The 22,144-nt window shown below is 73.4% G+C and carries 18 protein-coding genes; 9 read left to right on the forward strand and 9 right to left on the reverse strand.

Annotated features, from left to right (window positions below):
* Positions 1–15: 15 nt before the first annotated feature.
* Together EV374_RS06305 and ilvD are read right to left on the reverse strand one after the other, a co-directional pair.
* A complete protein-coding gene (locus tag EV374_RS06305; RefSeq protein ID WP_132232548.1) occupies positions 16–792 on the reverse strand; it encodes a hypothetical protein in 777 nt (258 codons plus the stop codon).
* Between the two features lie 447 nt (positions 793–1,239).
* Positions 1,240–3,087, reverse strand: a complete 1,848-nt coding sequence (gene ilvD / locus EV374_RS06310) for a dihydroxy-acid dehydratase (protein ID WP_132232550.1) — start codon at positions 3,085–3,087, stop codon at positions 1,240–1,242.
* A gap of 110 nt (positions 3,088–3,197) precedes the next feature.
* On the opposite strand from ilvD, the gene EV374_RS06315 reads away from it, so the two are divergent.
* From EV374_RS06315 to serA, 5 genes are all read left to right on the forward strand, one after another.
* Positions 3,198–5,540 (forward strand): bifunctional diguanylate cyclase/phosphodiesterase, encoded by a 2,343-nt coding sequence (locus EV374_RS06315; protein WP_132232552.1) that lies wholly within the window; start codon positions 3,198–3,200, stop codon positions 5,538–5,540.
* A 268-nt stretch (positions 5,541–5,808) separates the two neighbouring features.
* A complete protein-coding gene (locus EV374_RS06320; RefSeq protein ID WP_132232554.1) occupies positions 5,809–7,695 on the forward strand; it encodes an acetolactate synthase large subunit in 1,887 nt (628 codons plus the stop codon).
* Positions 7,695–8,210, forward strand: coding sequence for an acetolactate synthase small subunit (ilvN, locus tag EV374_RS06325; protein WP_089001623.1), 516 nt, complete (start codon positions 7,695–7,697; stop codon positions 8,208–8,210). Before EV374_RS06320 ends, ilvN begins: the two co-directional genes overlap by 1 nt.
* Before the next feature lie 127 nt (positions 8,211–8,337).
* The gene (gene ilvC, locus EV374_RS06330; protein ID WP_132232556.1) at positions 8,338–9,351 is read left to right on the forward strand and encodes a ketol-acid reductoisomerase; all 1,014 of its coding nucleotides are present in this window, start codon (positions 8,338–8,340) and stop codon (positions 9,349–9,351) included.
* 276 nt (positions 9,352–9,627) lie between these two features.
* Positions 9,628–11,226, forward strand: coding sequence for a phosphoglycerate dehydrogenase (gene serA, locus EV374_RS06335; RefSeq protein WP_132232558.1), 1,599 nt, complete (start codon positions 9,628–9,630; stop codon positions 11,224–11,226).
* Positions 11,227–11,289: 63 nt separating this feature from the next.
* On the opposite strand, the gene EV374_RS06340 is transcribed toward serA, so the two are convergent.
* Together EV374_RS06340 and EV374_RS06345 are read right to left on the reverse strand one after the other, a co-directional pair.
* Positions 11,290–11,646 carry a hypothetical protein gene (locus tag EV374_RS06340; protein WP_121396167.1) on the reverse strand — a complete coding sequence of 119 codons (357 nt, stop codon included), beginning with the start codon at positions 11,644–11,646 and terminating at the stop codon, positions 11,290–11,292.
* A gap of 321 nt (positions 11,647–11,967) precedes the next feature.
* Positions 11,968–12,813, reverse strand: coding sequence for an FAD:protein FMN transferase (locus EV374_RS06345; RefSeq protein WP_132232560.1), 846 nt, complete (start codon positions 12,811–12,813; stop codon positions 11,968–11,970).
* A 223-nt stretch (positions 12,814–13,036) separates the two neighbouring features.
* Here EV374_RS06345 and EV374_RS06350 point away from each other — a divergent pair, with 223 nt between their 5' ends.
* The gene (locus EV374_RS06350; RefSeq protein ID WP_132232562.1) at positions 13,037–14,068 is read left to right on the forward strand and encodes a 3-isopropylmalate dehydrogenase; all 1,032 of its coding nucleotides are present in this window, start codon (positions 13,037–13,039) and stop codon (positions 14,066–14,068) included.
* A 193-nt stretch (positions 14,069–14,261) separates the two neighbouring features.
* Positions 14,262–15,359 carry a branched-chain amino acid aminotransferase gene (locus EV374_RS06355; RefSeq protein ID WP_132232564.1) on the forward strand — a complete coding sequence of 366 codons (1,098 nt, stop codon included), beginning with the start codon at positions 14,262–14,264 and terminating at the stop codon, positions 15,357–15,359.
* A gap of 71 nt (positions 15,360–15,430) precedes the next feature.
* Here EV374_RS06355 and EV374_RS06360 read toward each other — a convergent pair whose 3' ends face one another.
* The 4 genes from EV374_RS06360 to EV374_RS06375 form a co-directional block, all read right to left on the reverse strand.
* Positions 15,431–16,195: a tyrosine-protein phosphatase gene (locus EV374_RS06360; RefSeq protein WP_486485638.1), complete on the reverse strand. Its 765-nt coding sequence runs from the start codon at positions 16,193–16,195 to the stop codon at positions 15,431–15,433.
* A 29-nt stretch (positions 16,196–16,224) separates the two neighbouring features.
* Positions 16,225–16,683 (reverse strand): PRC-barrel domain-containing protein, encoded by a 459-nt coding sequence (locus EV374_RS06365; protein WP_132232568.1) that lies wholly within the window; start codon positions 16,681–16,683, stop codon positions 16,225–16,227.
* Positions 16,684–16,875: 192 nt separating this feature from the next.
* The gene (gene ahpD / locus EV374_RS06370; RefSeq protein WP_132232570.1) at positions 16,876–17,406 is read right to left on the reverse strand and encodes an alkylhydroperoxidase, AhpD family; all 531 of its coding nucleotides are present in this window, start codon (positions 17,404–17,406) and stop codon (positions 16,876–16,878) included.
* Between the two features lie 2 nt (positions 17,407–17,408).
* Entirely contained in the window at positions 17,409–17,969 is a 561-nt protein-coding gene (locus tag EV374_RS06375; RefSeq protein WP_089001610.1) for a peroxiredoxin, read from the reverse strand.
* 340 nt (positions 17,970–18,309) lie between these two features.
* Here EV374_RS06375 and cimA point away from each other — a divergent pair, with 340 nt between their 5' ends.
* Positions 18,310–19,890 (forward strand): citramalate synthase, encoded by a 1,581-nt coding sequence (cimA, locus tag EV374_RS06380; RefSeq protein ID WP_132232572.1) that lies wholly within the window; start codon positions 18,310–18,312, stop codon positions 19,888–19,890.
* Positions 19,891–19,926: 36 nt separating this feature from the next.
* Here cimA and EV374_RS06385 read toward each other — a convergent pair whose 3' ends face one another.
* Entirely contained in the window at positions 19,927–20,904 is a 978-nt protein-coding gene (locus tag EV374_RS06385; protein WP_132233216.1) for an endonuclease/exonuclease/phosphatase family protein, read from the reverse strand.
* A gap of 460 nt (positions 20,905–21,364) precedes the next feature.
* Between EV374_RS06385 and EV374_RS06390 the strand changes: the two genes are divergently transcribed.
* Positions 21,365–21,892: a hypothetical protein gene (locus EV374_RS06390; RefSeq protein ID WP_132232574.1), complete on the forward strand. Its 528-nt coding sequence runs from the start codon at positions 21,365–21,367 to the stop codon at positions 21,890–21,892.
* The last annotated feature ends 252 nt before the right edge of the window (positions 21,893–22,144 follow it).

The following is a 22,144-nucleotide window of genomic DNA, read 5'->3' on the forward strand; positions in this document are numbered from 1 at the left end:
CGGCGCTGCTCGCCGCTACCAGACGATGACGTCGAAGGTGAGCGTCCTTCCTGGTTCGTAGCGCTTGACGGTCAGCCACGCCCACCGCTTCTCGGTCGTCTGCACACAGAACGACTGGCCTGTGCGGACTTGTGTGCTGCCGATGTCCTTCTGCCGGACGGTGGACGTCTCGCAGGCGATCTGGGACGGCGCCCCGTCGATCACGACAACGTCACCGGGGGTCCGTACCGGTCTTGACCCGCCGCGCAGATGCAGGTCCCCGCCCTGGTCGAGCCCGTAACCGGACCGGACATTCCAGTTCGTGGCCGCGGAGTCCAGGTCGAGAGAGTAGTTCACGGAGAGGGCGACGCCGGTTTCGGTGCGGCTCGGTGACTGCGGGCCGACAGAGGTCGGGCTCACGGTGCTGCTCGGAGCGGGGGCGTCGGTCGGGTCGGTGGGACGGCCGGTCGGCGTCGCCGGGGAGGTCGGCGCCGAGGTGGGGGACGTCGGGACAGCGCTGGTCGGTCGGTCGTCGGGGGTGGGGGTCGCCGCGACCGTCGTGGGTTTACCCGTACTCCGGCCCACGATGCGGTCGGTGGCCGCGCCGGTCACCGCCGACAGGACCACCAGGATCATCACCACCACGGTGGCGAGGACGGGGCGGCGTTGCATCCAGAGCCACCCCAGTGCCCAGCAGGCCGCGGCGAGCCCGGCGAGCCCGACCGCCACCACGGCCCAGGCGCCGGCGCTGGTCAGCCACTGCATGACACCCGCCACCGCGCCCACGACGCCGGCGACCGTCGACACCAGCACGACCCGTCTGTCCGAAGGCGGCCGACTCGGCTGGTTCATCGCGCCCGCCCGGGTCGCTGGCCGGCGCTGAGGCGAAGATGAGAGCACATGCTTTCATTCGACGCCGTACTCCTTTGTGGAGCCAGGATGTGTTGTCCATCCGACAGCGCACCCACTTGTCCGTCCTCGTAGCCGACGAAGGGTTGGCGCGCTTCTGCTGCGGTTCGACGAGGTCGAGGAACGTCGTGGCTCCGTGCCTGCCGGCCCGGGGAATGTCGTCGTCGCCGATTCCGCACATGATGGTGGCTGGCGGGGACAGATTGGCCGTCGGGCTCGGGCTGACGCAGCTGCCACCCTGTCCCCACCGGCCCCCAACCCCACCGCACCGATCTTGGTGGGAAAGCGCCCCTGGAGGGGCCGTTTCCTACCAAGATCTGCGCCCGGGCCCGGCAGGGGCCGGACGAGCGGCTACTCCGGGACGCGGCGGTAGGCGCCGTCGCTGGCCGAGGTGGCCATCGAGGCGTACGCGCGCAGCGCCGCGGACACCGGCCGCTGCCGGTCGACCGGGGTGTACGGCTTGTCGCGCTTCTCCTGCGCGATGCGCCGGGCCTCCAGCACGTCGGGGGCCACGTTCAGCTCGATCGACCGGCCCGGGATGTCGATGACGATCTCGTCGCCGGACTCGACGAGGGCGATCAGCCCGCCGGAGGCCGCCTCCGGGGAGACGTGCCCGATGGAGAGCCCGGAGGTGCCACCGGAGAAGCGGCCGTCGGTGAGCAGCGCGCAGGAGCGGCCCAGCCCCCGGCCCTTGAGGAACGAGGTGGGGTAGAGCATCTCCTGCATGCCGGGGCCGCCCTTCGGTCCCTCGTAGCGGATCACCACCACGTCGCCGGCGACGATCCGCTTGTTGAGGATCGCCTCGACGGCGTCGTCCTGGGACTCGTAGACCTTGGCCGGGCCGCGGAAGGTCAGGCACTCCTCGGGCACCCCGGCGGTCTTCACCACGCAGCCGTCCGGCGCGAGGTTGCCGTGCAGGATCGCCAGGCCGCCGTCGGCGCTGTAGGCGTGCGCGAGGTCCCGCACGCAGCCCCCAGCGGCGTCGGTGTCCAGCGACGACCAGCGGTTGGTGGTGGAGAACGGCTCGACGGTGCGCACCCCGCCCGGGGCGGCGTGGAACAGCTCGACCGCCTCCGGCGTGGGCGAACCGCCCCGGACGTCCCAGTCGGCGAGCCAGCGCCCCAGGTTGGGGGAGTGCACCGCGTGCACGTCCCGGTGCAGCAGGCCGGCCCGGTCCAGTTCGCCGAGGATGGCCGGGATGCCGCCGGCCCGGTGCACGTCCTCCATGTGGTAGTTCGGGGAGTTCGGGGCGACCTTGGCCAGGCAGGGCACCCGGCGGGAGACGGCGTCGATGTCGGCGACGCCGAAGTCCAGCTCGGCTTCGCGGGCGGCGGCGAGCAGGTGCAGGATCGTGTTGGTCGAGCCGCCCATCGCCACGTCGAGCGCGACGGCGTTCTCGAACGCGGCCCGGCTGGCGATCGCGCGGGGCAGCACGGAGGCGTCGTCGCCGTCGTACCACCGCTTGGCGATCTCCACGGCGGTGCGGCCGGCCTCGACGAAGAGCGACCGGCGCGCGGCGTGGGTCGCCAACGTCGAGCCGTTGCCCGGCAGCGCGAGGCCGATCGCCTCGGTGAGGCAGTTCATCGAGTTGGCGGTGAACATGCCGGAGCAGGAGCCGCAGGTCGGGCAGGCCGACCGCTCGATCTCGCCGAGCTGGTCGTCGGTGACGGCCTCGTTGGAGGAGGCGATCATCGCGTCGATCAGGTCGATCTTGGAGTGCACGACGCCCTCGATCGCCACGGTCTTGCCGGCCTCCATCGGCCCGCCGGAGACGAAGACGGCCGGGATGTTCAGCCGCAGGGCGGCCAGCAGCATGCCCGGGGTGATCTTGTCGCAGTTCGAGATGCAGACCAGGGCGTCGGCGCAGTGCGCGTTGACCATGTACTCCACCGCGTCGGCGATCAGCTCCCGGCTGGGCAGGGAGTAGAGCATGCCGCCGTGGCCCATGGCGATGCCGTCGTCCACGGCGATCGTGTTGAACTCGCGGCCCACCCCGCCGGCCTCCGCCACCGCCTCGGCGACCAGGCCGCCCATGTCCTTGAGGTGCACGTGACCGGGTACGAACTGGGTGAAGCTGTTGGCGATGGCGACGATCGGCTTGCCGAAGTCGTCGTCGGTCATCCCGGTGGCCCGCCAGAGGGCCCGGGCGCCGGCCATCGTCCGACCGTGCGTGGAGGTCTTCGACCGCAGCTCAGGCATACCCACAAGTGTTACACCGCCGCCGGGACGCCCGGCTGCCGTGCGCGACGTGTCCCAAAGGTTGCACACCCGGGCCCCCACGCCGCGCGCGCATCCGGCACAGTTGGGACGTGCAGTTCCCCCCGGGCATGGTCGCGGTCGCGGTGCTGTGCGGGCTGGTCGCCGCGGCGGCCACCGCGCTGTCGGCCGTCGGCGCCCGGCGCGGCGCCGGGCCGCACCGGCAGGCGTACGCGCTGCTCGCCGCCGCGTCCGGGGTGGCGCTGGTCACCCTGCTGGTCGGGGTGGCCGTGGCGCTTGCCACCGCCGGGCACGCGGGGCACACCCCGGACGGGCACACCGGCTGGGCCGGCGTCGTGTCGATCGGCACGGTGACCAGCGGGCTGTTCTTCTCCGCCGGGCTGCTCCGGCTGCCCGGCGTGGCCGCCACGGCGGCGACCACCGCCCGGCTGGCGCTCGACGGCCTGGTCATGGCGACGGCGTTCTGGTTCGTCGGCTGGGTGGTCTTCTCCGAGCCCACCCGGCTGCTCGGCGACGCCACCCCGGTGGCCTGCGTGCCGATCCTGCTCGCCACGGTCAGCGCGGCCCTGACCGCCGGGCTCGCCCTGATCGTGGCCTTCCGCGCCCCGCCGCCGCGCGGTCGCGCCGCCTGGGTCGGCGCCGGGGCCACCGCCGTGACCTGCGGTGGGCTCGGCATCGCCACCGGTCTCTGCCAGGCCGGGCCGGGCATGGCGCTGGTCGGGGCGGGAGTGCTCGCCGCCGGCCTGGTCGCCGCCGCGTCGGCCGCCCGCCGGCCGGACGCGGCGGACCGACCGCCGCCCGACCTGATCCGCCGCGACGGCGCGTACGCGTTCGTGCCGATGTTCGCCATGGCCGCCTCGGCGATGTACCACCTGCTCCAGGACGGCCGGTTCGACGCGCTCGGCATCGTGGCCGGCAGCGTGGAGGGCTTCGCCCTGGTGACCCGGCAGTACCTCACGCTGCACGACGTGCGCGGCTACGCCCGGCGGCTGGCCGAGCGGGAGGCGCACTTCCGCGAGCTGGCACACACCGACCAGCTCACCGGGCTGGCCAACCGGCGGGGGCTGTTGCAGGCGCTGCACCGGTGCGCCGAGGCCGGCGCCCCCTGCGTGCTGCTCGGGCTCGACCTCGACGGCTTCAAGCACGTCAACGACATGCGCGGCCACGACGTGGGCGACGCGGTGCTGGCCGAGGTCGGCGAGCGGCTGCGCGCCAACCTGCGCCCCGGCGACGTGGCGGCCCGGCTCGGCGGCGACGAGTTCGCGGTGCTGATGCACGGCCAGCCCGCCGACGCGGACCGGGTCGCCGAGCGCCTGCTCGGGGTGCTCGGGCGCGCCTACGACCAGCCGGAGGGGCCGGTCTTCCTGTCCGTGAGCATCGGGGTGGCCGGCTGGACGGGCGAGCCCGACGTGGAGCTGTTGCTGCGCCACGCCGACCTGGCGCTGCGCTACGCCAAGCAGCGCGGCAAGAACCGGATCGAGCGCTACGACGCCGCGTACGACCAGCTGCTGCGCCGGCGCACCACGCTGGAGCACGAGCTGCGCGGCGCGATCGAGCGCGACGAGCTGCGCCTGGTGTTCCAGCCGGTCGCCTCGCTGCCCTCGGTGCGCCCGGTCGGCGCGGAGGCGCTGCTGCGCTGGCGGCACCCGGTGCTGGGCAAGGTCGGCCCGGACGAGTTCATCCCGCTGGCCGAGGAGTGCGGGATGATCGCCAAGCTGGGCGCCTGGGTGCTGCACCAGGCGTGCCACCAGCTCTCCCGCTGGCTGGCCGACGGCCACGACGTCTGGGTCTCGGTCAACGTGTCCCCCCGTGAGCTGCACGCCCCGGAGTACGTGGTCCAGGTCGCCGAGGCGCTGCGCGCCCACCGGGTGCCGCCGCAGCGGCTGGTGCTGGAGGTCACCGAGCACGCCGTCGCGACGGACCTGGACGAGCTGATCCGGCGGCTGACGGCGCTGCGGCTGACGGGTGTCCGGATCGCGCTGGACGACTTCGGCGCCGGGTACTCCTCGCTGGGCCAGCTGCGTCGCCTGCCGATCGACATCCTCAAGATCGACCACGGGCTGGTCGCGGAGCACGAGCCGGTGCGGCCGGTGGGCCGGGACGGCCCGGCGTTCGCGCCGATGGTCGACATCGTCATGCGCCTCGGCCACCAGCTCGGGCTGGAGGTCATCGCCGAGGGGGTGACCACGCCGACCGAGCTGGCCGCCGTGGTCGCCGCCGGCTGCCGGTTCGGTCAGGGGGCGCTCTTCGGCTGGGGCGTGCCGGCCGAGCACCTGGAGGCGATGCTGGAGGCGGCCACGTCCCCGGGGGCCCGCCCGGCCCCGATGCCCGCCCCGGTCGGCCCGCCCGCCGCGCCGCCGCCCCGGCGGCTGCCGACGCTGCCCGCCCCGCGCCCCTCCGGGCCGGGGTCCGCCCAGGTGGAGCAGGGTTCCTAGCGCCACGGACGGGTGAAACCCGGCGGTCCGTGAACCAACATGTGGGATCAGTTGACTCATCGCGTGAGATGCGTCAGGCTTGCCGCATGTCGTCGTACCGGTCGCTGCGAGTACTTACCTGAGCGCACTCTCCACGTCGAGAGTGCGCTGGCCCCGTGCAACCTGCACGAGGGCTTTTTTGTTGCCGTCGGACCCATCGACGCCGGGCGTCGCCCGCCGTCACCCGCTCGATCAGCCGCACCCACTCCAGCCGAAGGCCTGAACCGCCATGACGAGACCCACGCCAGAGACACTCGCCCACTCCGCCCGGCGGGCCCGCACGGTCGCCGAGCCCGCGAGCGACGCCGAGCACGCCGGCGCCGCCCGCACCGCGGCCACCCCGGCCGTCCCGGGGGTACGCACACCCGCTCCGGCCCAGGTCAGCGGCGCCGGTTCGCTCGTGCGGTCCCTCGAGGCGCTCGGCGTCGACGTCGTCTTCGGCATCCCGGGCGGCGCCATCCTGCCGGCGTACGACCCGCTCTACGACTCCACCGTCCGGCACATCCTGGTCCGCCACGAGCAGGGCGCCGGGCACGCGGCGACGGGCTACGCCCAGGCGACCGGCCGGGTGGGGGTCTGCATGGCCACCTCAGGTCCCGGCGCGACGAACCTGGTCACCCCGATCGCCGACGCGTACATGGACTCGGTGCCGATCGTGGCCATCACCGGTCAGGTCGCGCGGCCCTCGATCGGCACGGACGCCTTCCAGGAGGCGGACATCCAGGGCATCACCCTGCCGGTCACCAAGCACAACTTCCTGGTGCAGGAGGCCGAGGAGATCCCCCGGGTGCTGGCCGAGGCGTTCCACCTGGCCGCCACCGGACGGCCCGGGCCGGTCCTGGTCGACATCCCCAAGGACGTCCTCCAGGCGCCCACCACCTTCACCTGGCCGCCGACGCTGGACCTGCCCGGCTACCGCCCGACCCTGCACCCGCACGGCAAGCAGATCCGCGAGGCGGCCCGGCTGATGGCCACCGCCCGGCGCCCGGTGCTCTACGTCGGTGGCGGCGTGCTGAAGGCCGGCGCCACGGAGGGGCTGCGCCGGCTGGCCGAGCTGACCGGGATCCCGGTGGTCACCACGCTGATGGCCCTCGGCGCGTTCCCCGACTCGCACCCGCAGCACCTGGGCATGCCCGGCATGCACGGCACGGTCTCCGCCGTCTACGGCCTGCAGAAGGCCGACCTGATCGTGGCCCTGGGCGCCCGCTTCGACGACCGGGTCACCGGCAAGCTGGACTCGTTCGCCCCGGACGCGGCGGTGGTGCACGCCGACATCGACCCGGCCGAGATCGGCAAGAACCGGCACGCGGACGTCCCGATCGTCGGCGACGCCCGGCACGTCATCGACGAGCTGATCGCGGCGGTGACCAACGAGCAGGCGGCCGGCCGGCGGGCGGATCTCGCCGACTGGTGGACCCAGCTCGACGACCTGCGCAAGCGGTACCCGCTGGGCTACGAGGAGCCGGCCGACGGCACCCTCTCCCCGCAGTACGTGATCAAGCGGCTCGGTGAGCTCGTCGGCCCGGACGCGATCTACGTCGCGGGCGTCGGCCAGCACCAGATGTGGGCCTCGCAGTTCATCTCCTACGAGAAGCCGTACACCTGGTTGAACTCCGGCGGCCTCGGCACGATGGGCTACGCGGTGCCGGCGGCGATGGGCGCCAAGGTCGGCAAGCCCGACACGGTGGTGTGGGCGATCGACGGCGACGGCTGCTTCCAGATGACCAACCAGGAGCTGGCCACCTGCGCGCTGGAGGGCATCCCGGTCAAGATCGCCGTGATCAACAACGGCAACCTCGGCATGGTGCGGCAGTGGCAGACCCTGTTCTACGGGGAGCGTTACTCCAACACCGACCTCGGCACCCACAAGCACCGCATCCCCGACTTCCTGAAGCTCGCCGAGGCGCTCGGCTGCGTGGGCCTGCGCTGCGAGAACGCCGAGGACGTCGACGCGACCATCGCCGCCGCGATGGCGATCGACGACGCCCCGGTGGTCATCGACTTCGTCGTCGGCAAGGACGCCATGGTGTGGCCGATGGTCGCCGCCGGCACCAGCAACGACGAGATCATGTTCGCCCGGGGCGTCCGCCCGGCCTTCGACGAGGATGACATCTGATGACCATGCACACCCTGAGCGTCCTGGTGGAGAACAAGCCGGGCGTCCTGGCCCGGGTCTCCGGGCTGTTCTCCCGGCGCGGCTTCAACATCGACAGTCTCGCCGTCGGGGAGACCGAGAACCCGGACGTCTCGCGGATCACCATCGTGGTCAACGCCGAGTCGTCCCCGCTGGAGCAGGTCACCAAGCAGCTCAACAAGCTGGTCAACGTGCTCAAGATCGTCGAGCTTGACCCGCAGGTCTCGGTCGCCCGGGAGCTGCTCCTGGTCAAGGTGCGCGCCGACCGCGCGGCCCGCGCCCAGGTGCTGGAGACGGTGGGCCTGTTCCGGGCCCGGGTGGTCGACGTGGCGCCGGACACGCTGACCATCGAGGCCACCGGCACCCCGGACAAGCTCGACGCGCTGCTGCGCGACCTCGAACCGTTCGGGATCAAGGAGATGGTCCAGTCCGGGCTGGTGGCGATCGGGCGCGGCTCGCGCTCCATCACCGCCGGACCCTCGCTCCGGGCCGCCTGACCCCGACCCGGCCGGCGTCCCGCGCCGGCCGGGACCGCCCGACCAGTGCCGGCGCGTGGCGCCGCCTGGGACCGACACCGCACAGATCCACGACGGGCCGCCCGGGCCGCCGTACGAAAGGGAAATCATGAGCGTTGAGGTGTACTACGACGACGATGCCGACCTGGGCCTGATCCAGGGCCGCAAGGTGGCGGTGATCGGCTACGGCAGCCAGGGCCACGCCCACGCGCTGTCGCTGCGCGACTCCGGGGTCGACGTGGTGATCGGTCTGCCGGAGGCCTCCAAGAGCCGGGCCAAGGCCGAGGAGCAGGGCCTGCGGGTGCTCACGCCGGCCGACGCGGCGGCCGAGGCCGACGTCATCATGATCCTCGCGCCGGACACCGCCCAGCGCAGCATCTACGCCGAGTCGATCGCGCCGAACCTGGCCCCGGGGAAGGCGCTCTTCTTCGGCCACGGCTTCAACATCCGCTACGGCCTGATCAAGCCGCCGGCCGACGTCGACGTGGCGATGGTCGCGCCGAAGGGCCCGGGCCACCTGGTCCGCCGCCAGTACGCCGACGGCAAGGGCGTGCCCTGCCTGGTCGCCGTCGAGCAGGACGCCAGCGGCGGCGCCCTCGCGTTGGCCCTGTCGTACGCCAAGGGCATCGGCGGCACCCGGGCCGGCGTCATCCGGACCACCTTCACCGAGGAGACCGAGACCGACCTCTTCGGCGAGCAGGCGGTGCTCTGCGGCGGCGCGGCGGCGCTCGTGCAGACCGGCTTCGAGGTGCTCACCGAGGCGGGCTACGCCCCCGAGGTGGCCTACTTCGAGTGCCTGCACGAGCTGAAGCTGATCGTCGACCTCATGTACGAGGGCGGCATCGCGAAGATGCGCTACAGCATCTCCGACACGGCCGAGTACGGCGACCTCTCCCGCGGTCCGCGCGTCATCGACGCCCGGGTCAAGGAGGAGATGCGCAAGATCCTCAGCGAGGTCCAGTCCGGCGAGTTCGCCCGGGAGTGGGTGGCCGAGGACGAGGCCGGCCGGCCCAACTTCAGCAAGTGGCAGGCCGAGGGCGCGGCGCACCCGATCGAGGAGACCGGCAGCAAGCTGCGCGGCATGATGAGCTGGGTCGACCGCCCGATCACCGAGACCGCCTGACGCACACACCCCCGGCGGCCCGGCCCGGGCGCTCTCCCCGGCGCCCGGTCCGGGCCGCTGCCTGTGCGCACCGCCACGCCGCGCGTCGTTCACCGGCGCGTCGTCACCCGTTGTGAGGGCACTCACCCCGTAGTCCGGGACATGCCGGCCGGCCGGCCCCCTACGATCGCGGGGTAGGTGCGTAGCCGGCACCTGACGGCCATGGCCCGGATCAGCGCAGGGCGCAGCGCGGCGTCCCGCAGCCCGGCCCACCTCTGACGACAACTACGAGGACCAATGACTCCTGTCGTACTGATCGCCGAAGAACTCGCCCCCGCCGCCATCGAGGTGCTCGCCCACGACTTCGACGTCCGTCACGTCGACGGCACCGACCGTCCGGCCCTGCTCTCGGCGCTCTCCGAGGCCGACGCCGTCATCGTGCGCAGTGCCACCCAGATCGATGCCGAGGCGATCGCCGCCGCGCCCCGGCTGAAGGTCGTCGCCCGGGCGGGCGTGGGTCTGGACAACGTCGAGGTGCCGGCCGCCACCGCGCGGGGCGTCATGGTCGTCAACGCCCCCACCTCGAACATCGTCTCCGCCGCCGAGCAGGCCCTCGCGCTGCTGCTCGCCGTGGCCCGCAACACCGCCAGCGCCAGCGCCGCGCTGAAGGCGGGGGAGTGGAAGCGGTCGAAGTACACCGGCGTCGAGATCCAGGGCAAGACCGTCGGCGTGGTCGGCCTCGGCCGCATCGGCGTGCTCTTCGCCCAGCGGATCGCCGCCTTCGGCACCCGGCTGATCGCGTACGACCCCTACATCCAGCCGGCCCGCGCGGCCCAGCTCGGCGTCCGCCTGGTGGGCCTGGAGGAGCTGCTGCGGGAGAGCGACTTCATCTCGATCCACCTGCCGAAGACCCCGGAGACCGTGGGCCTGATCGGCGAGAAGGAGCTGGCCGTCGTCAAGCCCGGCGTCCGGATCGTCAACGCCGCCCGGGGCGGGCTCGTCGACGAGCAGGCCCTGGCCGACGCGATCGCCGAGGGCCGGGTCGCCGGCGCGGGCGTGGACGTCTACGCCAAGGAGCCCTGCACCTCCTCGCCGCTGTTCGCCTTCGACAACGTGGTCGCCACCCCGCACCTGGGCGCCTCCACCGGCGAGGCGCAGGACAAGGCCGGCCTGGCCGTGGCCAGGAGCGTGAAGCTGGCGTTGCAGGGCGAGTTCGTACCGGACGCCGTGAACGTGCAGGCCGGCGGCGTGGTCGCCGAGGACGTACGCCCGCTGCTGCCGCTGGCCGAGAAGCTCGGCCGGGCCTTCACCGCCGTCGCCGGCGGGGTGGCCGCCAGCGTCACCGTCGAGGTGCGCGGCGAGATCGTCAACCACGACGTGTCGGTGCTGAAGCTCGCCGCCACCAAGGGGCTGTTCAGCTCGGTGGTCGAGGAGCAGGTCACCTACGTCAACGCACCACACCTGGCCGCCGAGCGCGGCGTCGAGGTCACGCTGGTCGCCCAGGCCGACTCGGCCGACCACCCCAGCCTGGTCACCGTCCGCGGCGCGCTGCCCGACGGCCGTACGGTCAGCGTCTCCGGCACGGTGACCACCGCTGGCGGCCGCGATGTCCTCAAGCTCACCGAGGTCGACGGCTTCGACGTGGAGATCGGCGCGGAGGGCATCCTGGTCTTCCTGCGCTACGTCGACCGCCCGGGCGTGGTCGGCACGGTCGGGACGCTGCTCGGCGAGGCCGGCGTCAACATCGCGGCGATGCAGGTGGCCCGCCGCGAGGCCGGCGGCGAGACCCTGATGACCCTCACGGTCGACCAGGCGCTCGGCGCGGACCTGCTCACCTCGGCGGCGGAGTCGATCGGCGCGGTCGCGGCCAGCGCGGCGGACCTGCGCGACGAGTGACCTGAGCGCGCGACAGCGGGGGCCCGGCGATCCGCCGGGCCCCTCGTCGTGTCCGGGCAGTGCTCAGCCGGGCAGGCGGGCCGGCGGCGGGTAGACCGAGCCGTCCTGCGCGTCGAAGAGCATCAGGTCGTACGCGCCGGCCAGCCGTTCGATGTCGAGCAGCACCTGGTCCTCGCAGGTCGGGTGCAGGTTCAGCTCGACGTGGTCGCTGGCCGCGTGCAACGGCGCCACCGCCCACGGGGTGCCGGGGCCGGCCGGCCGGTCCGGGTAGCTGCCGGTGATGGCGCGGTAGAAGGCCACCACCCGCGGGTCCGGATAGCGGTCGACGTGCTGTCCCTGCCGGCACCGCAGCACCGCCGCCCGCACGTCCTCGGGTGTCGCCCCGTCCGCCAGGGCCCACACGCTCAGGTCGAAACTCACGGCGGACAGCGTGCCATCCGCCTGTCCCCGCGTCGAAATCGGCCCGCCGGCCCGGATCGGCACGCTCCAGTCACGACGGTCCGCTGTGGAGACCCTTGCGTTGAGTTGCGTCGATTCGCTAGCGTATCGGTGCGGTCACTGGCCGAGCTCGCGGCGTGGGCCCGTCTTCGGGTGACGAGGCCGACGTCCGGCCGACCGGCCCGCACCCCTCGATTGCGCGAGCCACGCGCACTCGTCGCTGACCGGCCCTCACGGTCGTTGCCGAGACCGTGGGGGCCGATCGCGCGTCCGGCCCACCCGCCGGGCCGACGCGGGGCCGGCTCAGCGGCGGTGGGCGAAGAGCACGCGGTAGTCCGACCCGTCGCGGAACCAGCCCAGCCCGGCCGGCCCGGCGGCGTAGAGCGCGGTGGCGTAGGCGTCGGCGACGGCGAGGTCCGGCCCGACGACCGTCGCGGCGACCAGTTGGTCGGCGGGCTCCCCGGTGTGCGGGTCCACCACGTGGCCCTGTCGGCCGCTCACCCCCGAGGTGCCGACCGCGCCCGCCGTCATCTCCAGCACGAGCGGCGCCCGGTGCTGGTCCGTCGGGTGGTGCACCGCCACCCGCCACGGGCCGCCGTGCGATGCGTGCCCGCGGACGACCAGGTCGGCGCCGCTGAGCACGGCGTAGTCGTGGATGCCGGCGGCGCGCAGCCGGGCGGCGGCCCGCTCCACCGCCCACCCGCCGAGCAGGCCGCCGGGGTCGAAGCCGCCGGGCACCGCCCAGGCGTCGAACCAGCCGTCGGTGGCCGCCCGCATCGCCGCGCAGCGGTCCACCAGGTCGGCCAGCGGCGGGTACGAGTCGGGGCTGATCTCGCCCCGGCGCAGCCGGGAGACCAGGCTCTCCGGCCGGGTCGGGCCGTAGGTGAGGTCGATGGCCCGCAGCTCCGCCACCGCGTCCCGCAGCGCCTCCCCGACACCGCGACGGCCCAGCCACTCGGGGGCGTTGAGCAGCAGCGAGTATTCCGCCGTGGAGGTCCGCACGGTGTGCTGGACGGCGATGCGGTCCTCGCCGACCGTGCCGGCCCGGTCCACGCGGTGGCTGCGGGCGCCCAGCCGCAGGTCGGGCCGGCGCGGCTGGAAGGCCGACTGGTCCACCCATCGGGTCCGTGGCTGCTGGTCGATCCGCATGACGCTGCTCCCTCGCTGACGCCGGCCGCTTCCTCGCGGCCTCCGTCACGGGCCCCCGTTGACCCGCTCGTCATCACGCTAGGCAGCGGAGATGACCTCGCCATGAATGCCACCTGGGAGGATCCTGTGCATCCCCATTTCCCGCATCGTGGAAGGTCCGTACCGGGAGGCGGGACGGCGGCGTACGGTCGGACGAAACGGCGAGGCGAGGGAGCACAGGGACGTGGCACGGATCGCGGTGGTTGCCGGGGACGGGATCGGACCCGAGGTGGTCGCGCAGGCCCGCAAGGTCATCGACGCCGTGCTGCCGGGGGTGGACGCCACCGAGTACGACCTCGGCGCCGCCCGCTGGCACCGCACCGGCGAGGTGCTGCCCGACTCGGTGCTCACCGAGCTGGCCGGGCACGACGCGATCCTGCTCGGCGCCGTCGGCGACCCGACCGTGCCGCCGGGAGTGCTGGAGCGGGGCCTGCTGCTCAAGCTGCGCTTCGCCTTCGACCAGTACGTCAACCTGCGCCCGTCGCGGCTCTGGCCCGGCGTGGCCGGGCCGCTGGCCAGCGTCAAGCCAGGCGAGGTCGACCTGGTGGTGGTCCGCGAGGGCACCGAGGGCCTCTACGCCGGCGCCGGCGGCGCGCTGCACCGGGGCACCCCGGCGGAGGTCGCCACCGAGGAGAGCCTGAACACCCGGCACGGCGTGGAGCGGGTGATCCGCGACGCCTTCGCCCGCGCCACCCGTCGGGAGCGGCGCAAGGTCACCCTCGTGCACAAGACCAACGTGCTGACTCACGCCGGGTCGCTGTGGGCGCGCGCGTTCGAGGCCGTGGCGGCCGAGCACCCCGACGTGACCACGGAGTACCAGCACGTCGACGCCGCCGCGATGTTCCTGGTCACCCAGCCGCAGCGTTACGACGTGGTGGTCACCGACAACCTGTTCGGCGACATCCTCACCGACATCGCCGCCGCCGTCACCGGTGGGATCGGGCTGGCCGCCAGCGGCAGCATCAACCCCGAGGGGGCGTACCCCTCGATGTTCGAGCCGGTACACGGCTCCGCGCCGGACATCGCCGGGCGCGGCGTGGCCGACCCGGTGGCGGCCGTACTCTCGGCGGCCCTGCTGCTCGACCAGCTCGGGCACGCCGACGCCGCCGCCCGGGTCACCGCGGCCGTGGGCGTGGAGCTGGCCGGCCGGGCCCCGGGCGCGGCACTGCGCACCGAGGAGGTCGGCGACCGGCTGGCCGGGTACGCCACCTCCTGAGGCCGCCGGCCACCCATCCCGAGGTCCCGACGACGCCGCCCGGCCGCACCCGGTCCGGCGGCGCCCACCCGCCCGGCGCTGCCGGTACGCCGGGCGGCGCTACCCGCTGAACGACCGTTCGGGGTAAGTTTCTCGCACCAGATTTCTCGGCATGCGGACCCGTGTGCCGTAGTCCCGCAGGGAGGTCAGCGCGATGAGCGGTGGTGACAAGCTCGACTTCGAGATCCGTCCGAATCCCGCGCCGGTATCCGTCGCCGACCGGGCCGCCCTGCTGGCCAACCCGGGGTTCGGGCGGGTCTTCACCGACCACATGGTCACCGTCCGCTACGCCGACGGCAAGGGCTGGTACGACGCCCGGGTCGAGGCGCGGGCGCCGATCCCGATGGACCCGGCCGCCGCGGTGCTGCACTACGCGCAGGAGATCTTCGAGGGGCTGAAGGCCTACCGGACGGCCGACGGCGGGGTCACCATGTTCCGCCCGGAGGCCAACGCCGCCCGGTTCGCCGCCTCTGCCCGGCGCATGGCGATGCCGCCGCTGCCCGAGGAGACGTTCGTCGACTCGCTCCGTCAGCTCGTGGACGCCGACCAGGGCTGGATCCCCGAGGGCGAGGACGGCAGCCTCTACCTGCGGCCGTTCATGTTCGCCAGCGAGGTGTTCCTCGGCGTCCGGCCCGCCAACGAATACCTCTACGTGGTGATCGCCTCGCCGGTCGGGGCGTACTTCTCCGGCGGGGTGAAGCCGGTGACGGTCTGGGTCTCCCCGGACTACACCCGGGCCGCCCCGGGCGGGACCGGCGCCGCGAAGTGCGGCGGCAACTACGCCGCCTCGCTGGTGGCGCAGGCCGAGGCGATCGAGCACGGCTGCGACCAGGTGGTCTTCCTGGACGCGGTGGAGCGGCGCCACGTCGACGAGCTGGGCGGCATGAACGTGTTCTTCGTCTACGACGACGACACTGTGGTCACCCCGCCGCTGACCGGCACGATCCTGCCCGGCATCACCCGGGAGTCGGTGCTCACCCTGGCCGCCGACGCCGGGCACCGGATCGAGGAGCGGCCGGTGAGCTTCGCCGACTGGCAGGCGGACGCCGCGAGCGGCCGGCTGCGCGAGGTGTTCGCCTGCGGCACCGCCGCGGTCGTCACCCCGATCGGGCGGGTGCGCTTCCCCGACGGCGAGTTCCTGGTGGGTGGCGGCGAGCCCGGGCGGGTCACGACGGCCCTGCGCCAGCAGCTCGTCGACCTCCAGCGGGGCCGGGCCGACGACCCGCACGGCTGGGTCCGCCGCATCCTCTGACCCGCCCCCGACGGCACCGCCCGCCCCCGCGCCGCCCGGTGCGGGGGCGGCGCCGTCACGGGCGGGTGGGGTCAGGTCAGCAGGTGCTCGCGCAGCGCGGCGAGCTGGGCGTCGGTGACGCCGGCGTGGCGCAGGTAGCCCTCGACCGAGCCGTGGGCCTCCCGCAGCTCGGCGAGGAAGAGCGTCATGGCCTCGGCGGGGCAGGTCAGCACCGGCAGGGTGTGCCCCGCCCGCTGGCCGGTGGCCTCGAACCAGGCGCGGTACCGCTCGCCGGCCTCGGTGCTCAGGGCGTAGTCGGCGGCGATGTCGTCGTCGGCGACGCCGAGCACCGCGAGGGTGAGCCCGCAGACGATGCCCGTGCGGTCCTTGCCGGCGACGCAGTGCACGACCACGGGGGCGCTGGCGTCGTCGGCGATCAGCCCGATCGCCTCGGCGAGCCCGGCGGTGCCCGTCCCGGCGAGGTCGGCGTACCGGTCGGCCAGGTAGCGGGCCAGGTCGGTGCCGGGCCGGTAGGGCCGCTCGCCCCACTCCGCGTGCTCCGGGTGGATGTTGCGCCAGGTCAGGCCGTCGAAGTGGGGGACGCGGCCGTCACGCTCCACCTCGTACGGGCGGCGCAGGTCGATGACCGTGCGGACGCCGAGGGCCGCGAACGCCTCCCGGTCGGTGTCGTCGATGCGGTGCAGCGAGTCGGAGCGGTAGAGCCGCCCCGGGCGCACCGTGCGACCGTCGTGGCCGACGTGGCCGCCCACGTCGCGGAAGTTGAACGTCGTGGAGAAGGGGATCCGGCGACCGACCTCGATGGAGTCCACGCTGACACGGTAACGGCCTCCCACGATCCGCGGGAGGCCGTCGCGCGCCGTGCCGGTCAGCGGGCGGTGCCGGGCGGGATTGCCGAGTACGTCTCGTCGTAGTAGCCGCCGAGGCGGTCCCGGTAGGTGGGGTCGGTGTCGGCGGTCTCGTCGTACTCCGGGGCGGCCTTGATCTGGTCCTTGCTCCGGTCGACGTACACCTTGCGCTCGTCGTGGTCGACGTGGTTGACGGTGCCGGCCGGGATCATGACCTTCCGGCCGAAGATCCACGGCCCGGTGTCCACCACGAGGTAGCTGTCGTTGACCTCGTGACTGGCGCTGTCGATCTTGCCGATGCCGCCGTCGGTGGCCTCGACCTTGTAGCCGACCAGGTCGGCGTCGGCGACCCTCGCGGTGTCGCGGTAGCGCCACGGGTCGAACGTGCCGGCCGGGGCGCCGCCGGCGAACTCGCCCTGGCCGCCGCCGCGCAGCGGGTCCGGGCTGCCGTGGGTGCTGTGCGGGTCGAGCCTGTCCATCTGACAACTCCTGCCCCGACTGTCGCCAGTCGTCTCGCCGGTCCGGGTGTCTCTCGTCTGCTCCCGAGGAGCTACCCGGGCCGTCGCCACCGGAAACGGCGGGGCCGGCGCCGGGGACGACGCGGGGCGGACGCCGGGACGACGCAGGGCCGGCGCCGCGCGATGCGGCACCGGCCCTGCGTGTCGTACCCGTCAGGCGAGCGCGGCCTGGGCGTCCAGGGTCACCGCGGCGGCGTGCACGACGGCGGCGATGCGCAGTCCCTCGTGCACCTGCTCGCGGCTGAAGCCCGCGTTGCGCAGGGTCTTCTCGTGCGACTCCAGGCACACCCCGCAGCCGGTGATCGCCGAGACCGCCAGGCACCAGAGCTCGAAGTCGGCCTTGTCCACGCCCGGCTTGGCGATGATCTGCATCCGCAGCCGCGCCGGGATCGACTGGTACTGCTCGTCGCCGATCAGGTGCTTGGCCCGGTAGTAGACGTTGTTCATCGCCATGATCGCGGCGGCGCCCTTGGCGGCCTCGACCGCCTCCGGCCCGAGGTGGGTGGCCGCCTCGGCCGCGATCTCGCGCAGCACCACCGGGTTGCGCGCCGCGACGGCACAGGCCAGGGCGGTGCCCCACGCCTGCTCCGGCTTCAGCGTGCTGGTGGCGATGGTGGAGCCGAGGTTGAGCTTGATGTCCTTGGCGTACTCGGGCAGAGCCGCCTTGACCGCGTCCAGACCCATGGTCAGGCCCCGGCGCCGGCGAGGAGCTTGGTGGCGTCCAGGGTCTCGCCGCCCTTGTTCCAGTTGCACGGGCAGAGCTCGTCGGTCTGGAGGGCGTCGAGCACCCGCAGCACCTCGGAGACGTTCCGGCCGACCGAGCCGGCGGTCACCATGACGAACTGGATCTCGTTGTCCGGGTCGACGATGAAGGTCGCCCGCTGGGCCACGCCGTCCTCGCCGAGCACGCCGCAGGCGGCGGTCAGCTCACGCTTGACGTCGCTCAGCATCGGGAACGGCAGCTCGCGCAGGTCCGGGTGGTCCTTGCGCCACGCGTAGTGGACGAACTCGTTGTCCACCGACACGCCGAGGACCTGGGCGTCCCGGTCGGCGAACTCCTCGTTCAGCCGGCCGAACTCCGCGATCTCGGTCGGGCAGACGAAGGTGAAGTCCTTCGGCCAGAAGAAGACGACGCGCCACTTCCCCTGGTGCGACTTGTGGTCGATCGACTCGAACGCCTTGTCGGCGTCCAGCGACACGCAGGCGGTGAGTTCGTACTCGGGGAAGCGGTCACCGACAGTGAGCACAGGTCCTCCTTGACAGCGGCACGAGGCCGGTAACTGGATCGGTTCCAGATACTTCCGCAGCTTTGTTTCCGCCGGTCGGCGGCCAGGTGACTTGTGAAGTCGATCACCGGCGGCGGGTCGTGCCCGTGAGCCGGCCACCCGTGCGGTATCGGGACCCTCCGTCACCGTCCCGCCATGTGGATTACGCCTCCCAAAACCGGGTCCCGGATGGCAGAGTGGCGATCGTGACCAGCACCGACCTGATTATTCGCACCTAGCGCGCCGGCCTCCCCTCCGCCGAGCGCGCAGACCTCCCGCATCCGCGGGGGGTCTTTTTGTTGCTCTGAGAAAGGACTCCCTGATGACGTTCCAGGTGTACGACACCACGCTGCGCGACGGCGCCCAGCGCGAGGGGCTCAGCTACTCGGTGGTCGACAAGCTCGCGGTGGCCCGCCTGCTCGACGAGTTCGGGGTCGGCTTCATCGAGGGAGGCTGGCCGGGCGCCGTGCCGAAGGACACCGAGTTCTTCCGTCGGGCGCGCGCCGAACTCGACCTGAAGCACGCGCTGCTGGTCGCGTTCGGGGCCACCCGCCGGGCCGGGGTGGCCGTCGGCGAGGACCCGCAGGTCCGCGGCCTGCTCGACGCGCAGACGCCGGCGATCGCCCTGGTCGCCAAGGCGGATCTGCGGCACGTCGAGCGGGCGCTGCGCACCACCGGGGCCGAGAACCTGGCGATGGTCCGCGACACGGTGGCGCACCTGGTGGCCGAGGGGCGCCGGGTCTTCGTCGACGGGGAGCACTTCTTCGACGGCTACCGGTCCGACCCGGCGTACACCGCCGCCGTCGTGGAGACCGCGCTGGCCGCCGGCGCCGAGCGGGTGGTGCTCTGCGACACCAACGGCGGGATGCTGCCCTCCCAGGTGACCGCCGCCATCACCGACCTGACCGCGCGGCTCGGGGTCGGCCCGGAACTGCTCGGCATCCACTGCCAGAACGACACGGCCTGCGCGGTGGCCAACACCGTCGCCGCCGTGGAGGCGGGGGTACGCCACTTCCAGGGCACCGCCAACGGCTACGGCGAGCGCCCCGGCAACGCCGACATCTTCGCCGTGGTCGCCAACCTCCAGCTCAAGCTCGGGCTGCCCGTCCTACCGGAGGGCTGCCTGGGGCAGATGGTGCGGGTCTCCCACGCCATCGCCGAGATCGCCAACATCGCCCCCGACACCCACCAGGCATACGTCGGGGCTGCGGCCTTCGCCCACAAGGCGGGGCTGCACGCGAGCGCGATCAAGGTGGATCCGCTGCTCTACAACCATGTGGACCCACAGGTGGTGGGCAACGACATGCGGATCCTCGTCACCGAGATGGCCGGCCGGGCCAGCGTCGAACTCAAGAGCCGTGAACTCGGCCTGGACCTGGCCGGCCATCCGGAGGCGCTGTCGCGGGTCACCCGGCGGGTCAAGGAGCTGGAGGCCGGCGGCTGGTCGTTCGAGGCCGCCGACGCGTCGTTCGAGCTGCTGGTCCGCTCGGAGCTGGACACCGCCCCCGCCAGGCCGTTCGCGCTGGAGTCGTACCGGGTGCTGGTCGAGCACCGGGAGGACGGTGCGGTGGTCTCGGAGGCGACCGTCAAGATCCGCGTACGCGGGGAGCGGGTGATCGCCACCGCCGAGGGCAACGGTCCGGTCAACGCCCTGGACGAGGCGCTGCGGGTCGGGCTGGCCCGGCACTACCCGGAACTGCGCGACTTCGAGCTGGCCGACTACAAGGTGCGGATCCTGGAGGGCACCCACGGCACCGGCGCGGTGACCCGGGTGCTGCTGGAGACGGTCGACGGCAGCAACCGCGACTGGACCACGGTCGGCGTGCACCCCAACGTCGTCGAGGCGTCCTGGCACGCCCTCGTCGACGCGCTCACCTACGGCCTCGACCGCGCCCGGGTCTGAGCCACCCCGGCCCCCGCGCCCCGGCAGCCGGGGGCCTCACCCGACCGGGAGGCACAGCTCGGCCAGGACGGCGCGGTGGTCGCTGCCCCGCACGGGGTGCACGGTGACCGCGCGCACCGCGATCCGCCGGTCGACCAGCACGTGGTCGATGGTCACCGGCGGGATCGGGTCCCCGTCGTACGGACCCCACGTGCCGACCAGGCCCGCGCCGACCTGGTCGGCGGCGTCGACGTAGCCGGTGTCCAGCAGGGCGCGCAGCGGGGCGTGGTCGAGGGTGGCGTTGAAGTCGCCGGCGAGGATCCGCAGCGGCCCGTCCGGGGTGGCGGGCGGCTGCGCCGCCAGGTCGGCGCGCCAGTGGCCGACCTGGTCCACCGCGTACGGGGCCGACGGGTGCGCCGACTCGACCCGGACCGCCGGCGCCCCGGGGACCGCCACCGTGCCGTAGGCCTGGTCGAAGCCCCAGCCGCCGCGGTTGTGCCGGACGCCGCCGTCGCTGATCGGGAACCGCGCGTAGAGGCCGGAGCCGACGGTGCCGGTCTGCGGGTGGAGCTGCCGGTGGGGGAGCAGCCCGGGCAGGCCGAGCCGGTCCAGCTCCGCCTCGGCGTCCGGAGTGAACTCCTGCACGGCGAGCACGTCGACCCGGTGCCGCCGGACCAGGTCGACCAGCGCCCGCGCGTCGCCGGCCCCGGCGAGCAGGTTGGCGGTCAGCAGCCGCACCGTCGGCCCGCCGGCCGAGGGCTGGCCGGACGGCAGTGCCCGGGGCGCCACCACGGCTACCAGGGTCGCCGTGACCAGCGCCGCGACCACCGCCGGCCAGCGGCGCCGCAGGGCGAGCGCGAGCACCAGCGGCAGGAGGCTCCCGGCAGCGGCGTACGGGGTGAAGGCGAGCAACTGCACCAGCGGCCCCCGGTCGAGACCGCCCAGTCGTACCGCCGCCCAGGCGACCCCGGGCGCGACGGCGGCCCAGCAGAGCGCGGTGCGCAGCCGCGCCGTCCGGCGGCCCGTCGCCGGCAGCGCGGTCTCGGTGATCACGGCCGGAGGATAGCGTCCAGGCGCCCGGATGGCGGTCCCGGACGCGCGCCACGCGGCGGTCCCGGACGCGCGCGTCCGGCGGTCCAGGACGCGCGCCACGCGGCGGCCCGGACGCTGTCGCGCCGCGCATTCGTGAATGGTCGAGCGCTCGCTTCTCACAATTCGGCGACATCAGATGGTGTGATTGAAGGAGCGTGATCAACTATTGACGCCCGGCATTTTTCGGTGCTACCTTCCAGTGGGTTGAGACGTCGAAACTCTGAGTAGTAATAGCTGCTCAGAGCCGGTGAGAAATTGTTGAGGCGGCAACATCTAGGTGCGGCCTGAGGGGTTTGTCTTCAGGCGGTTGTCGCTATTTCCCCGGCCCGAAAAATGGAAATCAACCGTCCCGCGATCAGTGGGACCGGTCGAATCCGCACGGTCAACAAAAGGGAGACCTGTCATGACCACACTCTTCCGACGCAAGGCGGTGGCGGTGGCGTTCGCCGCGCTGGCGCTCACCCTGGCCGGAGGCGGGATCGCCGTCGCCCAGCCGGCGGCGCAGGCGCCCGCCGAGGTCGCCCAGCCGGCCGCCCGCCAGCCCGGCTCCGGCAGCCAGCCGGCGGTGACCCCCGCCGAGGCGCGCAAGGCCAAGGCCGCGCTGGCGCAGGGCCCGTCCGCGCAGGCGAGCGCGCCGGGCACCGTCGCCTCCGCCGTCGTCACCAGCGGCGGCACCCTGCTCCGCGGCTCCCCCGAGGTGGTCTCCGCCACCCGGTACGGCCCCGGGGAGTACCAGGTGGTGTTCAACTACAACGTCTCGCTGAAGACGTTCGTGGCCACCATCGGCACCACCGACCCGTACAACGTGCCCCCGGGCGGCGAGATCTCCGTCGCGCCGCGGCTCCAGACGCCGAACGCGGTCTTCATCCAGACCCGCAGCTCGTCGGGGAACGCGTCCGACCGGCCGTTCCACCTGGTCATCGCCAACTGAGCACCACCTGACGACGCCGGCCCCCTCACCTGGATGCGGGGGCCGGCGCCGCCGCGCCGCCCGCCCGCCCCGCCCGCCGCCCCGCCCGCCCCCTCGCGCGTCGATCATGCAGGTGCGGTGGGGGTTGTGCCCTGAATCGCGCCTTGTGCGGGGCGCCGCAACTGCATGATCGACGTGGCGCGACAGGGGCTCAGGGGAGGCGGGGCCCGGGGCGTGGGGCCGGGTCGGGAGGGTTGTCCCGGTTCGGGCCGC

The sequence above is a fragment of the Micromonospora sp. CNZ303 genome (genome assembly GCF_004345505.1).

Bases quoted from the DNA above. Each gene is read 5' to 3' on its own strand.
- EV374_RS06320 (WP_132232554.1), top strand. From the start codon at position 5,809: ATGACGAGACCCACGCCAGAGACACTCGCCCACTCCGCCCGGCGGGCC.
- cimA (WP_132232572.1), top strand. From the start codon at position 18,310: ATGACGTTCCAGGTGTACGACACCACGCTGCGCGACGGCGCCCAGCGC.
- EV374_RS06355 (WP_132232564.1), top strand. From the start codon at position 14,262: ATGAGCGGTGGTGACAAGCTCGACTTCGAGATCCGTCCGAATCCCGCG.
- EV374_RS06365 (WP_132232568.1), bottom strand. From the start codon at position 16,683: ATGGACAGGCTCGACCCGCACAGCACCCACGGCAGCCCGGACCCGCTG.
- serA (WP_132232558.1), top strand. From the start codon at position 9,628: ATGACTCCTGTCGTACTGATCGCCGAAGAACTCGCCCCCGCCGCCATC.
- ilvC (WP_132232556.1), top strand. From the start codon at position 8,338: ATGAGCGTTGAGGTGTACTACGACGACGATGCCGACCTGGGCCTGATC.
- ilvN (WP_089001623.1), top strand. From the start codon at position 7,695: ATGACCATGCACACCCTGAGCGTCCTGGTGGAGAACAAGCCGGGCGTC.
- ahpD (WP_132232570.1), bottom strand. From the start codon at position 17,406: ATGGGTCTGGACGCGGTCAAGGCGGCTCTGCCCGAGTACGCCAAGGAC.
- EV374_RS06390 (WP_132232574.1), top strand. From the start codon at position 21,365: ATGACCACACTCTTCCGACGCAAGGCGGTGGCGGTGGCGTTCGCCGCG.
- ilvD (WP_132232550.1), bottom strand. From the start codon at position 3,087: ATGCCTGAGCTGCGGTCGAAGACCTCCACGCACGGTCGGACGATGGCC.
- EV374_RS06345 (WP_132232560.1), bottom strand. From the start codon at position 12,813: ATGCGGATCGACCAGCAGCCACGGACCCGATGGGTGGACCAGTCGGCC.